A 12,475-nucleotide genomic window follows, 5' to 3' on the forward strand; every position below is an offset into this window, starting at 1 on the left:
GTTTCTGTATTTGAAGGAATTTGAGAGCATAGAACAATTCAAACAAGAACTAGATAAATATATTGAATACTATAATCACAAACGAATTAAGTCAAAACTAAAAGGCCTGAGCCCGGTACAATACCGAATTCAGACCTCACATTCCGCTTAACAAAATAAACTGTCTAACTTTTAGGGGTCACTGCAGTATCGGACGGTTTTTCTTTATCCACTCCTTATTTATAATAATTATAATTAAGTATTGACTATAATTAATCGCCTATATTATAATGATTGTAATTTAGTAGTGAATATAACTAAAGTAAAGAAAGGAGCTTGCGAATGTACGACGTGATCATTATAGGCGGAGGACCGGCTGGTTCTTCGGCTGCATTATATACGGCCAGAGGCGGCTTCAAGACGCTCGTGATTGATAAAGCTCCAAATGCAGGAGCTCTGGCCTTGACCCATAAGATAGCCAATTATCCAGGCGTTGAAGGGGAATGGACGGGTAAGGAGTTGCTCGACCGATTCAGACGTCAAGCGCAATCCTTTGGTGCCGAATATGTACAAACGACTTTAACAGCCGTTGATGTAGAAGATGAAGTGAAAATGGTGTTCACGGCGGACGGTATTTATGAGTCCAAAGCAGTCATTATTGCAACTGGCTCCAAAGGCCGTAATCGGATGCTTCCAGGTGAAGAACGGCTGCTTGGCAAGGGCGTCAGTACTTGCGCGACTTGTGACGGGGCTTTTTTTACAGGCAAGAAGGTTGCTGTCATCGGTGACTCGGAAGAGGCGGTAGACGAGGTTCTTTCACTGGCCAAATATGGAGTGGAGATAGATTTCTTTATCCCGCGGGCTGAACTTCAAGGTGAAGCGGAGATGCCTGAGGTACCTAATACTCGCACTCACTTCCGTACCCGACCTCTTGAAGTAGTTGGAGAGCAGAGGGTTGAGGGACTTCGCGTCCGCCGCCCTTCTGGAGAAGAGGAGATTGTGGAAGCTGACGGAGTGTTCGTATTCCTGTCGGGCAGCAAGCCAGGGACAGACTTCTTGCAAGGACAAGTCCCCTTGGATGAGGAAGGCTTTATGGTGCTGGATTCCCTTATGCAATCCCCTGTTCCCGGTGTATTCGGGGCGGGTGAGGTAAGGCGAACACCAGTCAAGCAAGCCGTTGTAGCAGCAGCAGATGGCGCCATAGCAGCTATGGCTGTAGACAAATTTATGAACAAGCGGACCCAAGTGCTCCCGCAGTACAAATAACAGTCCTAAGCCCAATCAGGAAAAGGAGAGAGAATTCATGAGTCAAGTAACAGAGCAAGCAATTGTATATTCGAGCACCAATTGCCATTATTGCGCCCAGCTTAAACAATATTTGCAGGACCAGGGCGTTACTTATGAAGAGCGCAACATAGATACCAGCGAAGAATACGCTAAACAACTTTCATATTTGGGCATGATGTCAGTTCCTGTTACGGTCATTGGTGAGATGACTATTCTTGGTCTTAACCCAAGCCGTATCAAGAAAGCATTGGCCGCATCTGCGACAGCACCACAACTCAACTAACCCAACAACTAGGAGGATACAACAATGACACAAACATTAACTGCACAACCGGCTGTAGTAAAAATGGGTTTACCTGCCCCTGATTTTTCACTATTATCAACGAAGAACCTGGACACCTTGAGTGAAAAAGTAAGCTTAGAGGATTATCGAGGCAAATGGCTGCTTTTCTTCTTCTGGCCGTTCGATTTTACATTTGTTTGCCCGACAGAGATCATCGCATTCAGTGATCGATATGATGAGTTTCTTGATTTCGATTGTGAAATTGTAGGGGCTTCCGTGGACAGTGTTCATACTCATCGCGCCTGGATGAATACGCCTCGAGATGCAGGCGGGATTGGTCCAATCCGATATCCTATCGGCGGAGACGTTACTAAGGCTGCCGCGCATGCTTACGGAGTACTTGATGAAGAAACGGGAGCAGCACATCGCGGATTGTTCATCATAGACCCCGAAGGGATCCTCCGATACCAAGTGGTAACCGATATGAATGTCGGCCGCAGTGTGGATGAGACGCTTCGTGTACTTCAAGCCCTTCAGGCGGGCGGATTGTGTCCTGCTAACTGGAAACCAGGTCAAGCAACCTTGAACGGATAAACGGAGTGAACGGTCCCAAGTAACGCATGCATGTGAATATGTATGCCTTACTTGGGATTTTTTCTGAACACTGGCAAATAAGGCTTAAGTTCGTTATGATGAAACGAGGGAATTATTACGGTGAATCAGAGGAGTGTGGGACAGCTATGTTTCGAACGTACGGAGCCCTAGGAAGCGTTCTAGCTTTGCTAGCCGTAGCGCTAGGCGCATTCGGTGCGCATGGTCTGGAGGATGTCATTGACGATGACCTTCTGTCCGCTTTCAAGACTGGAGTGCAGTATCATATGTTTCACGCTTTGGGACTTCTTGTCCTAGCTATTGCGGCTGATAAGCAAGGGGAGACCAAGGCATTGCGATGGTCAGCAAGACTGCTCACCATCGGTATTGTTTTATTCTCAGGCAGTTTATATGTAATGGCCGTAACGGATATTAGACCGCTTGGTGCTATTACACCATTAGGAGGAGTCTCCTTCCTTGCAGGCTGGGCATTGTTGGCGAAGAGTTTCTTGAATCGCAAATAGTATCCTATAATTGCATACCGCTCTTAGCAACGGCCAAAAACCCTCTGAAGATGAATATCTTCAAAGGGTTTTTGGCATAACGTATCGTATATCTTAGCAGATAAAGTTACAGGATCAATAAAAACCTCCGCCGTAACCGCCATACCCATACCCGCCGTAACCACCATACCCAGGATATCCGCCGTACCCGCCGCTAAAAGTGCCTACTGCCAATAAATCGAATAGAACCAAAGGAATAACTGCTTTGGTTTTTACTTTCTTATTCTTCGGAAGCTCCAGGATCAATTCATTTCCCCTAATACCTCTAAGAATTCCCGAAACTTTAGCCCCGTCCTTTTTCACCGCATAAATTGGTTTGCCAATAAGCTTCCGTACTTGTGCTTTGGAAACTGTAGATTTCATGCAAAGCCCTCCTTTCTATGAAGCTACTCTATCTTATTCCTGAAGCAGTCGAATTGCTTGGACTGACGGACTAAGAATAGTAGATCCATAGAAGAGAGCGTATACGTGATGCGGCTTGTTAAACTTTATGAGCTACCATATCTTCTATTTCGTTCAACTTAAAAGAATATACTCTCTTCTCGTCTACGTGATAGATTGTCAATTGAGAGTTAGAGGCGTCGAAATTCAAAATTCTGCAAGGCATGCTAAGCTTTACTCCCTTGGCTTTTACAACGGTTAACCGGATAAGTGTCCCGCTCTGTCTGTACTCTTCGAGCAGCTCGGATTGGAGCTTATCCTTATCAGCATCCGTATAAACTTTGGTTGCTTTTGTCGGAGCAGAGGCAGGAGCAGGAGTAGGAGCAGGGGGATGGGCAGATGCAGAATTTGGTGCCGGTGCAGGAATTTGAGTATTTACGATTGGCGTTGGCTGTTTGGCAGTCGGTCCCTTTCCTTTGGAAGCAGCAGGTGCTGCATTGGAGGTTGGAGCGGCTTGCAGAGCAGCTTCAATGATTTTGCCCAACTCCATTCCACCTGTAATCCTGAAGTCCTTCACCTTCTCATGATTCAACACTTGCATGAGTGCTGCAATCGCTAGAGCATGGGAGGAATTCTCAAGGAGAATTTCCACTTGAAACAAATGATTTTTGTTTTCCGTTGCTGGCGTATTGTTTCCCATTGTTCCCACGTCCTATGGCTAAATTTCTATTATTACTATACCTAATTCTCGATTGGTTGAGTACTGAGAAAAGATGAAAATCTAGAAATTGTTGCGTTCTAATCAAGATAATTGCGGATGCCGCGGCATATGGAGCGCATACAATAAAAGATCAAGATTCGTGTTAAGGAGGATTGCAAGATGATTAACGCCAAACCGATCCAAATTGGCCATCACACTGTAATGGGAATCACCGTAGAACTTCCCAAGACTACACTTATCATCGTAACGACGGATAAAGGTTATATCATGTGCGGCGCCTTGGATGTGGCACTGTTGAACGAGAAGCTGAGAGCGCGAAATATCGTCGCTGGAAGAGCAACAGGGGTAAGGACGCTGGAAGACTTACTGGATGCCCCGTTGGAATCTGTAACACATACGGCAGAAGAGATGGGAATCGTTCCTGGAATGAAAGGAAGCGAAGCAATATTAAAAATGCTATGATTCAGAACGAGAACCTTCTCGTTCTTTTTTTGTGATTTTAAGCGGTCCTATACATTATAGTTGCTGGAGGTGAAATCGGCTAGGGGAAGTATTTACAGATCTAGGGGCGGGGGGAGATTGACATGCAGAACGGTATTGTTCCAACTATATCCCGACCTACATCAGGCCGCATGGAGCGGCCTCAATCGTAATATAGGGTATTAATGGTTAGCGCGCTACTCGCTCGTCTCGGATACAGCTTGCGAATTTCTCTGCTTCTTCGGGGGTAAGGGGCAATCCGTCAAGCGTAACCTGATAATTCGAATCCGGATATTCAGCCAGATCTACGGCAATTACGCTATTCTTTGAAAGAGAAGGATCGTCAGTCCGGCATAAAATATAATCAAGTGATACTTGATAGTAATCTGCAATCGTACATAAGGTTAAGTAATCGGGTTCTCTCCGGTTCGTCTCGTAATGAGAGAGGGCGGCACGGGAAATGCCGAGCTTACCTGAAAGTTCTTCTTGGGTAAGGCCAACCTTATCGCGCAGGCCAGCCATTCGTTCTCCGCAATGGATCATCGGTGTTTCCTCCTCTTCCTATGTCTTTGTATATACTTAAGCCTATATAGATAATTTCGAAACATAAGCAGGAATTGTGGGGGGAGAGAGCTCGCTTAACATATTCACAGAGCTGTAGAGCTGTAGTCTAACCGCTATATAAATAACCGTTAGGGCTGTGCCTGCAAGCACCCCCTAACGGTTATTTAGAACTGTTTAATTGTTGTTGAATAGGGTTGGCAAGGTTTCGGAGTATGGGGCTCGGACGATTCCCTTCTCCGTAATAATAGCCGTAACATACTCATTCGGCGTAATATCGAAGGCCGGGTTGTATACCTTGACCCCTTGCGGGGCAGTGCGTTTTCCGAAGCCTTGTGTAATCTCATCCTCATGACGCTCTTCGATCGGGATTTGCTCACCTGTTGGTGTACTGAGGTCAATTGTAGACATTGGGCAAGCGACATAGAAAGGAATGCCATGTGCTTTGGCAAGAACGGCAACGCTGTACGTACCGATTTTGTTGGCTACGTCTCCATTGGCTGCTACACGATCCGTTCCTACGATGACAGCTTGAATCCAACCTTTGGACATGACCATGCCGGCCATGTTGTCACAGATCAGTGTCACATCGACCCCTGCTTGCTGCAGCTCGAACGCTGTCAACCGGGCGCCCTGCAGCACCGGACGCGTCTCATCTGCGAAGACACGCAGATGAATGCCGCGCTCTAGCGCCAAATACATAGGCGCAGTAGCAGTGCCATACTTCGCCGTGGCCAAGCCTCCGGCGTTACAGTGCGTGAGGACGCCCATGCCGTCCTCGAACAGCGCGAGCGCATGCTCGCCGATCAGCCGGCACGTCTCCTCATCCTCAGCCTGAATCTGCACGGCCTCGTCGAGCATCGCGGCCTTCAGCCGCTCCAGATCGGTCTCGCCTTGCTCGCGCACAAGGGCAAACGCGCGGCGCTTCATGCGGTCCAGCGCCCAGAACAGATTGACCGCAGTGGGTCGCGACGTGGCCAGATAATCGGCCTTCCGCTCCACTTCGGTCAAGAAACGCTCCCCAGCGTCCACGCCATTGGTAACGTCTCGTACGCCCAAATAAATCCCGTAAGCTGCCGCAATACCGATGGCGGGAGCGCCGCGCACTTTCAGATGGCGGATGGCTTCCCATACATCCTCCGCGGTAGTCAGCTGCAAATACACGATCTCCTCCGGCAGCAGCCGTTGATCGAGCAAATCCAGGTGCTCACTTGCCCAACGAACGGACTGCAGGGGTGTGCGCGCTTCGCTTTCCAATACCAATTTATCGTCATTCATGATCTGTCCAACCTCCTTGTTCACTAGCTTACAGCTGCCTTCGCAATCCCCAACACCTCATCGATTGAGGTAGCTTGACGATGGTGTTTGATCAACGCTTTGCCAATTGTAAGGGCAATACGCTGAGCGCGTTCTTTGCTGGCTGCATCCGCAATTTTATCAATATCCGCTACATGGGCCAAGCCTACAACACGGCGAACCATTTTGCAACCCGCGTATCCGAATGTGTCTTGCAGCAATTGGTTCAAGTAAATATCTTGAAAGCCCGGTGTGCGCGAGATTCGATCAACCGTATGGTTGTCCCACAAAGCACGGAACTTTTGCTCGAAGCCTGTCCAGACCTGCTTGATCGTGTCTAGCAAATATTGGCGGAATTCGGTGCGATGCTCGTCCGTCTCGCTCAGGCCTTCTTGCCCGGCAAAGTTAAGCAGCAGATTGCCGATCACCGCGCCAATATCAAAGCCCATTGGCCCGTAAAAAGCGAATTCAGGATCAATGACTTTTGTTGATTCCGAAGTAATGAATACACTTCCCGTATGAAGATCACCGTGAAGCAAGGCTTGCGCGTTCGTCAAGAAGCCATGTCGCAGCCGCGCGACTTCAAGATGGAGCTCTGAGTCAGACCATAATGCTTCCGCCTCAGTCCGAATCGCCTCATCGAAACTGTTGTTAGGCGAATTGGTATAAGGATCATCGAAGATCAAATCTTCGGTTATTTTGCACAGCTCCGGGTTGATAAACTGCTTGACCTGGGATTTTTTGTCCTGCTGATTCATTCCAAGATCGGATGTGTAATATAAAGTATGGGCTAAAAACGTGCTGATATGGTCGGCGAACAATGGATATTGGTTGCCTTCCATAAGCCCCTTCCGCATAATAACGTGATCGCTCAAGTCCTCCATTACCGTCAATGCCAGGTGCGGAACGTATGTGTATACATTCGGTACCAGGTTCGGACACAGCTTGCCCTGAATCTGCAGCACTTCACTCTCAATTCGGGCACGGTCCAGCGTAAGCGGCCATGATTCCCCGACGACTTTGGCGTAAGGCAGCGCTTGTTTCAAGATCACACTTGCGGAAGAATGGCGATCCTGAATGTGAAATACCAAGTTCAAGTTCCCGTCCCCTATCTCACGGCTTGTCAAGTCCGCATCGGGTTGAAACAAATCCGGAATCGTCCGGGAAAAGGCTATCGCCTCAAGTTCTGTTAATGGGTGATAATGCGTCATAAAAGCACCTCCATACGTATTCTTCACCTAGTATAAGCTATAACCTAATGTGTGCAAATACCAGAGCACATAATAGGAGCGATTTTGTGTAACCCTAAACCCAACAATTATTATACAAGGAGGCGTTACAAAATGGTCAAGCAAGCAGTAGCAACCATGTCCATAGTCGAGATTCTTAACAAGCAGGTAGCCAATTGGAGTGTTATGTACATGAAGCTCCACAGCTTCCACTGGTTTGTAAAGGGGAAAGATTTCTATACACTGCATGTCAAATTCGAAGAGCTCTATAATGAAGCTACACTGATCATGGATGAAGTGGCTGAACGTATATTGGCTATTAAAGGGAAGCCTCAGGCAACGCTTAAAGAACATTTGGCAACAGCTTCTATTAAGGAAGCTAAGGGCGATGAATCGCCGGATCAGATGATAAAAGCATTGATTGCGGATTTCCAGACCTTGGCTACAGAGCTTACCAAAGGCATTGAAGAAGCCGACGAGCAAGGTGACGCAGGTACAGCTGACATACTGACTGGCATTCAAACGAAGCTTGAGAAGCATGTCTGGATGCTGGAAGCTCTAATGTCCTGACCAGAATTCATTTGACTTAAATAATAGAACCCTTCGCCTTTACAATCAAAGGATGGAGGGTTCTAATTGCATGTCTGTCTAAAAGGTAAGAAGCGGGAGCTATAAGCTCTCCGCTTGCTGCAGCCCATTTTACCTCCGATGTTCGACCAAATCGATGGCGCCTAGCACAATATGAGCCAAACCGAAGCCGACGATGCCCCAACCTACGACAGGGAATTTCCCTCTCAACGCAACACCCGATGCCGTGACTGCCGTTCCCAATACCGCAGGTATAAGACCTTCTCTCATGCTGCTCACCTTCTTTTCATCGAAATGGAAAGGCCGGAATGCATCTTTAGGTTGCATTTGTGGATCGGATTGTATTCCTCCAGCGGGTTTGCATTGTTTTCCTCTGGAGCCTTATAATTTGAATGATGGAGGTGTGAGATGTCGATAATAGCGAATGTACAAGGAGCTGCTGAGGGTGTTGTGAAGGGGGCGGCTTTGAAAGAATGGGCGGTAGCCATACAGGCGCTCGAAGCGGGGCGTCAAATCGTAATTATGCGCAAGGGCGGGATCGTAGAAGAAACGCGTCATTTTGAGCTGCGGAATCTTGAGTTTTATTTGTATCCAACATACGAGCATCAGAAGAAGCATCTTCTCAAGCCATCCGATCAGGAACAGATTGACGTTACAATTGAAGGCTGGCATCCGGACAATAAGACGGTTTCCATTTCATGTTATGCGGAAGCCACAGATGATATCGAGATTTACAGCCAGGAAGAGCTGAATCGGATCAGGGGTCACCACATATGGACGGATGAATTCGCGGAGGAAAGGCTGAGATGGAAAAAGTCACAGCCCCTTCATTTAATTTTGTTAAGAGTGTACAAGCTCACTCACCCTGTGGAGGCGGAAATTCTACCGGAATACAATGGTTGTAAATCTTGGATCGATTTGATTCTTCCTTCAGAATCAGGATGCGAGGCTCAGCCCGTCTTATCCGATGAGGAATTTCAAGCCCAACGGAACGCTATCCTCGTTGCACTAGAGCACAATAAATAGAATGAAAAGTGCTTAGGCTTCTATTGTTGACTACAATAGGTTATAATGAAGTTATTATTGAGAATCAATGAGAATCATTTAATAATGATTCCAAATAACATGGTCGAAGGGAACGGTATAAACACAATGGCTAACACTCAATTTGTAATAGAAGGCCTAAAAGCTTCTATTGAAGACAAAGAAATTCTCAAAGGCATTGACCTAAAAATCAACGGCGGGGAAGTACATGCAATCATGGGACCGAACGGTACTGGGAAAAGCACACTTGCCTCTGCTTTAATGGGACATCCCAAATATGAGGTAACAGAAGGCACTGTAACACTTGATGGCGAGCAAGTGCTTGAGATGGCTGTAGATGAGCGCGCTCGCGCCGGTATGTTCCTGGCTATGCAATATCCTAGTGAAATCACAGGTGTTACGAATGCTGACTTTCTTCGCAGCGCCATTAATGCCCGCCGTGAGGAAGGCAGCGAGATTTCACTGATTAAGTTTATCCGTCAAATGGAAAGCAAGATGAAGCAGCTTGAGATGAACCCTGAATTTGCTCATCGTTACCTGAATGAAGGCTTCTCAGGTGGAGAAAAGAAGCGCAACGAGATTTTGCAGATGTTGTTGCTTGATCCGAAGCTCGTCATTCTCGATGAGATTGATTCCGGTCTCGATATCGATGCCTTGAGAATCGTTGCTGAAGGGGTTAATGCTATGCGCAGCCCTGATCGCGGATTCCTGATCATTACGCATTACCAACGGTTGCTGAGTTACGTGACGCCTGATTATGTTCATGTTATGATGCAAGGCCGTATTGTGAAGTCAGGCGGACCAGAGCTTGCTGAACGTCTGGAAGCCGAAGGTTACGATTGGATTAAGGAAGAGCTTGGCATTGTGGATGAAACCGTAGGTCAAGAAGTGTAAATACGAACAACCGATCAGGAGGATATGGAAATGAGTGTACAAACCGTTCTTCCAATCGACCGCGATTCCATTACACAATTGTCAGGCCGTAAGAACGAGCCACAATGGATGCTTGATCTGCGCGTGAAAGCATTGGAATCGGCGGCTTCATTGGAACTGCCGAAGTTAGAGAAAACAAGAATTGACCGTTGGAACCTTAGTTCTTTTGGTACTTATAAAGAAACCGAATTGGCAAGCAGCTCAGATCAGCTTGAGCAGCAAGTTCAGGACTTACTGCAAGCTGAGGGCGACTCAGTCAATGTTATCGTTCAACGCAACTCAGGAATTGCCTGGAAGCAAATCAGTGAACAGTTGTCAGCACAAGGCGTTGTGTTCTCCGATCTGGAGACAGCACTGCAATCCCATAGTGAGCTTGTTAAAAAATATTTTATGACGGTGGTCAAGCCTGATGAGAACCGACTCACCGCGCTGCATGCAGCTATGTGGAACGGTGGAGTATTCCTATACGTACCGCGCAACGTTCATGTAGAACTGCCGATTCAAGCCCTGTTCTACGCAGATGAAGCCGATACAGCATTCGCTCCTCATGTGCTGATCGTCGCGGAAGCGAACAGCTCCGTCACTTATGTGGATAATTATTTCTCCGCTGATGGATTGAACCTAGTTCACAACGGAGTTGTAGAGTTAGTTGTTCAAGCAGGAGCCAAAGTTACATTTGCATCCATTCACAACTTTGGAGTAAGCTCCACTGATATCACTTACCGCCGTGTATCGCTCGACAATGATAGCAAGGTAGAGTGGATTATCGGCGAACTGAATAGCGGCAATGCGATGGCTGATACAACCTCGATCTTGAAAGGCAACGGCTCCGATTCGGATGCTAAGGTCATCAGCATCGGGCGCGGCGAGCAGAAGCTTAATCAGACTACTCGCGCCATACACTTCGGTAAGAACACACCAAGCCAAATGATTACACGTGCGGTCATGAAGGAAGAAGCGACCGCTATCATAAACGGAATTACCAAGATTGAAAAGGGTGCAACTGGAGCGAATGGACAGCAAACCGAGCGGGTATTGATGTTAAGCCCAAGAGCACGCGGCGATGCGAACCCAATCCTTTTGATTGATGAGGACGATGTTAAGGCAGGTCATGCAGCGAGCGTTGGGCAAGTCAATCCGGAGCAAGTATACTATCTGATGTCTCGCGGTATATCGAAGGCTGAAGCAGAACGCTTGATCATTTATGGATTCCTGGCACCCGTCATTTCCGAAGTACCTCTTGCGAATGTCCGCAAGCAGCTTGAGGTGCTGGTTGAAAGGAAGCTGGGATAATGCTGAACAGCGCCGAGCTCCGGGAATTGTTCCCGATTCTTCATCAGGAAGTCAATGGTCATCCGCTCGTATACTTGGATAGTGCGGCTACTTCACAGAAGCCGCGTCAAGTCATCGATGCCCTCAAGCACTATTACGAGCTGGACAATTCTAATGTTCACAGAGGTGTGCATACCCTTGGTTCCCGGGCTACCGACGCTTATGAAGGAGCCCGCGACAAGGTAGCTGGTCTGCTGAACGCCGCACATCGGGAAGAGATCATCTTTACTCGCGGTACGACGACAGCAATTAACCTTGTGGCATCCAGCTACGGTCGGGAAATATGCCGTGAAGGTGACGAGATCGTCATTACAGTAATGGAGCATCACAGCAATCTCATCCCGTGGCAGCAGGTCGCTAAGGCGACAGGCGCTACGCTCAAATATATTCCTTTGCAAGACGATGGTTCCATCTCCTTGAAGGATGTAGAAGCGACGATTACCGATCGAACGAAGATTGTAGCGGTTGCGTATGTGTCGAACGTACTGGGCGTTACGAATCCAGTGAAAGAAATCGCCGCCATAGCTCACCGTCATGGTGCCAAGCTCTTAGTAGATGGCGCGCAGAGCACCCCGCATATGAAGGTTGATGTGCAGGAACTGGATTGTGATTTCTACACGTTGTCGGGCCACAAGATGTGCGGTCCTACGGGTATCGGCGCACTATACGGGAAGAAAGAGCTGCTTGAACGCATGGAGCCGATTGAATTCGGCGGTGAAATGATTGATCGGGTGGACCTTTACGATTCGACATTCAAGGATTTACCTTGGAAGTTCGAAGGCGGGACTCCGATCATCGCTGGAGCAGTAGGCCTTGGAGCAGCTATCGATTTCCTGCAGGAAGTCGGGCTGGATAACATTCTCGAACACGACAAGAGTCTTGCCGCTTATGCGGTAGATCGAATGTCAACGATCGAGGATCTCGTCATCTACGGTCCTCGTCAAAGCAGAGCAGGGCTAGTCACCTTTAATTTGGCTGATATCCATGCTCATGACTTGGCCACTGTAGTGGACTCAGAAGGTATTGCGATTCGTGCAGGCCATCACTGCTGCCAACCGTTGATGAAATGGTTGCATGCAAATGCTACTGCAAGAGCAAGCTTTTATTTGTATAACACAGAGCAGGATGTCGATCGTTTAGTCGATGCACTCGTTAATACTAAGAAATTTTTCGCATCTATCGGGGAATAAGCAAGACCATAATTAAG

Annotated in this window: 17 protein-coding genes; 11 read left to right on the forward strand and 6 right to left on the reverse strand. The window is 47.6% G+C overall.

The annotated features are described in order from the left end of the window. The 5 genes from AC58QD_RS17275 to AC58QD_RS17295 all read left to right on the forward strand — a co-directional run. Nucleotides 1–151: IS3 family transposase (locus tag AC58QD_RS17275; protein WP_497335870.1), on the forward strand; the 151-nt coding region annotated here is incomplete at its 5' end. Between the two features lie 170 nt (nucleotides 152–321). After that, the gene (locus AC58QD_RS17280; RefSeq protein ID WP_497335446.1) at nucleotides 322–1,245 is read left to right on the forward strand and encodes an NAD(P)/FAD-dependent oxidoreductase; all 924 of its coding nucleotides are present in this window, start codon (nucleotides 322–324) and stop codon (nucleotides 1,243–1,245) included. Between the two features lie 37 nt (nucleotides 1,246–1,282). Next, nucleotides 1,283–1,549, forward strand: coding sequence for a glutaredoxin family protein (locus AC58QD_RS17285; RefSeq protein ID WP_497335448.1), 267 nt, complete (start codon nucleotides 1,283–1,285; stop codon nucleotides 1,547–1,549). Nucleotides 1,550–1,573: 24 nt separating this feature from the next. Continuing rightward, nucleotides 1,574–2,143: a peroxiredoxin gene (locus AC58QD_RS17290; RefSeq protein WP_497335450.1), complete on the forward strand. Its 570-nt coding sequence runs from the start codon at nucleotides 1,574–1,576 to the stop codon at nucleotides 2,141–2,143. A gap of 146 nt (nucleotides 2,144–2,289) precedes the next feature. Beyond that, on the forward strand, nucleotides 2,290–2,664 hold the full coding sequence (locus tag AC58QD_RS17295; RefSeq protein WP_497335452.1) for a DUF423 domain-containing protein: 375 nt from the start codon (nucleotides 2,290–2,292) through the stop codon (nucleotides 2,662–2,664). A gap of 114 nt (nucleotides 2,665–2,778) precedes the next feature. Here the strand turns inward: AC58QD_RS17295 and AC58QD_RS17300 are convergent, their stop codons facing one another. Both AC58QD_RS17300 and AC58QD_RS17305 read right to left on the reverse strand, forming a co-directional pair. Next, complete coding sequence (locus tag AC58QD_RS17300) at nucleotides 2,779–3,066, reverse strand: hypothetical protein (protein ID WP_497335454.1); 288 nt, start codon at nucleotides 3,064–3,066, stop codon at nucleotides 2,779–2,781. Between the two features lie 118 nt (nucleotides 3,067–3,184). Continuing rightward, the gene (locus AC58QD_RS17305; protein ID WP_497335456.1) at nucleotides 3,185–3,784 is read right to left on the reverse strand and encodes a hypothetical protein; all 600 of its coding nucleotides are present in this window, start codon (nucleotides 3,782–3,784) and stop codon (nucleotides 3,185–3,187) included. A 180-nt stretch (nucleotides 3,785–3,964) separates the two neighbouring features. Here AC58QD_RS17305 and AC58QD_RS17310 point away from each other — a divergent pair, with 180 nt between their 5' ends. After that, the gene (locus AC58QD_RS17310; RefSeq protein ID WP_497335458.1) at nucleotides 3,965–4,267 is read left to right on the forward strand and encodes a YunC family protein; all 303 of its coding nucleotides are present in this window, start codon (nucleotides 3,965–3,967) and stop codon (nucleotides 4,265–4,267) included. A 207-nt stretch (nucleotides 4,268–4,474) separates the two neighbouring features. On the opposite strand, the gene AC58QD_RS17315 is transcribed toward AC58QD_RS17310, so the two are convergent. From AC58QD_RS17315 to mtnK, 3 genes are all read right to left on the reverse strand, one after another. Next, nucleotides 4,475–4,828, reverse strand: coding sequence for a helix-turn-helix domain-containing protein (locus tag AC58QD_RS17315; RefSeq protein ID WP_497335460.1), 354 nt, complete (start codon nucleotides 4,826–4,828; stop codon nucleotides 4,475–4,477). 195 nt (nucleotides 4,829–5,023) lie between these two features. Further along, nucleotides 5,024–6,124: an S-methyl-5-thioribose-1-phosphate isomerase gene (mtnA, locus tag AC58QD_RS17320; protein WP_497335462.1), complete on the reverse strand. Its 1,101-nt coding sequence runs from the start codon at nucleotides 6,122–6,124 to the stop codon at nucleotides 5,024–5,026. Nucleotides 6,125–6,147: 23 nt separating this feature from the next. After that, a complete protein-coding gene (gene mtnK / locus AC58QD_RS17325; RefSeq protein ID WP_497335464.1) occupies nucleotides 6,148–7,353 on the reverse strand; it encodes an S-methyl-5-thioribose kinase in 1,206 nt (401 codons plus the stop codon). A 132-nt stretch (nucleotides 7,354–7,485) separates the two neighbouring features. On the opposite strand from mtnK, the gene AC58QD_RS17330 reads away from it, so the two are divergent. Continuing rightward, on the forward strand, nucleotides 7,486–7,941 hold the full coding sequence (locus AC58QD_RS17330) for a Dps family protein (protein ID WP_497335466.1): 456 nt from the start codon (nucleotides 7,486–7,488) through the stop codon (nucleotides 7,939–7,941). A 129-nt stretch (nucleotides 7,942–8,070) separates the two neighbouring features. On the opposite strand, the gene AC58QD_RS17335 is transcribed toward AC58QD_RS17330, so the two are convergent. Continuing rightward, the gene (locus AC58QD_RS17335; RefSeq protein WP_497335468.1) at nucleotides 8,071–8,229 is read right to left on the reverse strand and encodes an asparagine synthase; all 159 of its coding nucleotides are present in this window, start codon (nucleotides 8,227–8,229) and stop codon (nucleotides 8,071–8,073) included. Between the two features lie 138 nt (nucleotides 8,230–8,367). Here AC58QD_RS17335 and AC58QD_RS17340 point away from each other — a divergent pair, with 138 nt between their 5' ends. The 4 genes from AC58QD_RS17340 to AC58QD_RS17355 all read left to right on the forward strand — a co-directional run bounded on the left by AC58QD_RS17340 (nucleotide 8,368) and on the right by AC58QD_RS17355 (nucleotide 12,458). Continuing rightward, on the forward strand, nucleotides 8,368–8,985 hold the full coding sequence (locus AC58QD_RS17340) for a DUF1802 family protein (protein WP_497335470.1): 618 nt from the start codon (nucleotides 8,368–8,370) through the stop codon (nucleotides 8,983–8,985). Between the two features lie 126 nt (nucleotides 8,986–9,111). Beyond that, complete coding sequence (sufC, locus tag AC58QD_RS17345) at nucleotides 9,112–9,897, forward strand: Fe-S cluster assembly ATPase SufC (protein WP_497335872.1); 786 nt, start codon at nucleotides 9,112–9,114, stop codon at nucleotides 9,895–9,897. Between the two features lie 30 nt (nucleotides 9,898–9,927). Beyond that, the gene (gene sufD / locus AC58QD_RS17350; protein WP_497335472.1) at nucleotides 9,928–11,229 is read left to right on the forward strand and encodes a Fe-S cluster assembly protein SufD; all 1,302 of its coding nucleotides are present in this window, start codon (nucleotides 9,928–9,930) and stop codon (nucleotides 11,227–11,229) included. After that, nucleotides 11,229–12,458 (forward strand): cysteine desulfurase, encoded by a 1,230-nt coding sequence (locus AC58QD_RS17355; protein ID WP_497335474.1) that lies wholly within the window; start codon nucleotides 11,229–11,231, stop codon nucleotides 12,456–12,458. The genes sufD and AC58QD_RS17355 overlap by 1 nt, the downstream gene beginning before the upstream one ends. Nucleotides 12,459–12,475 lie beyond the last annotated feature (17 nt).

This window comes from Paenibacillus sp. J2R1T-4, assembly GCF_059692235.1.

What these genes read in the sequence shown, in the direction of transcription:
- AC58QD_RS17310 (WP_497335458.1), top strand. Translation starts at nt 3,965, where the DNA reads ATGATTAACGCCAAACCGATCCAAATTGGCCATCACACTGTAATGGGA.
- AC58QD_RS17280 (WP_497335446.1), top strand. Translation starts at nt 322, where the DNA reads ATGTACGACGTGATCATTATAGGCGGAGGACCGGCTGGTTCTTCGGCT.
- AC58QD_RS17285 (WP_497335448.1), top strand. Translation starts at nt 1,283, where the DNA reads ATGAGTCAAGTAACAGAGCAAGCAATTGTATATTCGAGCACCAATTGC.
- AC58QD_RS17295 (WP_497335452.1), top strand. Translation starts at nt 2,290, where the DNA reads ATGTTTCGAACGTACGGAGCCCTAGGAAGCGTTCTAGCTTTGCTAGCC.
- sufD (WP_497335472.1), top strand. Translation starts at nt 9,928, where the DNA reads ATGAGTGTACAAACCGTTCTTCCAATCGACCGCGATTCCATTACACAA.
- AC58QD_RS17305 (WP_497335456.1), bottom strand. Translation starts at nt 3,784, where the DNA reads ATGGGAAACAATACGCCAGCAACGGAAAACAAAAATCATTTGTTTCAA.
- AC58QD_RS17330 (WP_497335466.1), top strand. Translation starts at nt 7,486, where the DNA reads ATGGTCAAGCAAGCAGTAGCAACCATGTCCATAGTCGAGATTCTTAAC.
- mtnA (WP_497335462.1), bottom strand. Translation starts at nt 6,124, where the DNA reads ATGAATGACGATAAATTGGTATTGGAAAGCGAAGCGCGCACACCCCTG.
- mtnK (WP_497335464.1), bottom strand. Translation starts at nt 7,353, where the DNA reads ATGACGCATTATCACCCATTAACAGAACTTGAGGCGATAGCCTTTTCC.
- sufC (WP_497335872.1), top strand. Translation starts at nt 9,112, where the DNA reads ATGGCTAACACTCAATTTGTAATAGAAGGCCTAAAAGCTTCTATTGAA.
- AC58QD_RS17300 (WP_497335454.1), bottom strand. Translation starts at nt 3,066, where the DNA reads ATGAAATCTACAGTTTCCAAAGCACAAGTACGGAAGCTTATTGGCAAA.
- AC58QD_RS17340 (WP_497335470.1), top strand. Translation starts at nt 8,368, where the DNA reads ATGTCGATAATAGCGAATGTACAAGGAGCTGCTGAGGGTGTTGTGAAG.
- AC58QD_RS17335 (WP_497335468.1), bottom strand. Translation starts at nt 8,229, where the DNA reads ATGAGAGAAGGTCTTATACCTGCGGTATTGGGAACGGCAGTCACGGCA.
- AC58QD_RS17355 (WP_497335474.1), top strand. Translation starts at nt 11,229, where the DNA reads ATGCTGAACAGCGCCGAGCTCCGGGAATTGTTCCCGATTCTTCATCAG.
- AC58QD_RS17290 (WP_497335450.1), top strand. Translation starts at nt 1,574, where the DNA reads ATGACACAAACATTAACTGCACAACCGGCTGTAGTAAAAATGGGTTTA.
- AC58QD_RS17315 (WP_497335460.1), bottom strand. Translation starts at nt 4,828, where the DNA reads ATGATCCATTGCGGAGAACGAATGGCTGGCCTGCGCGATAAGGTTGGC.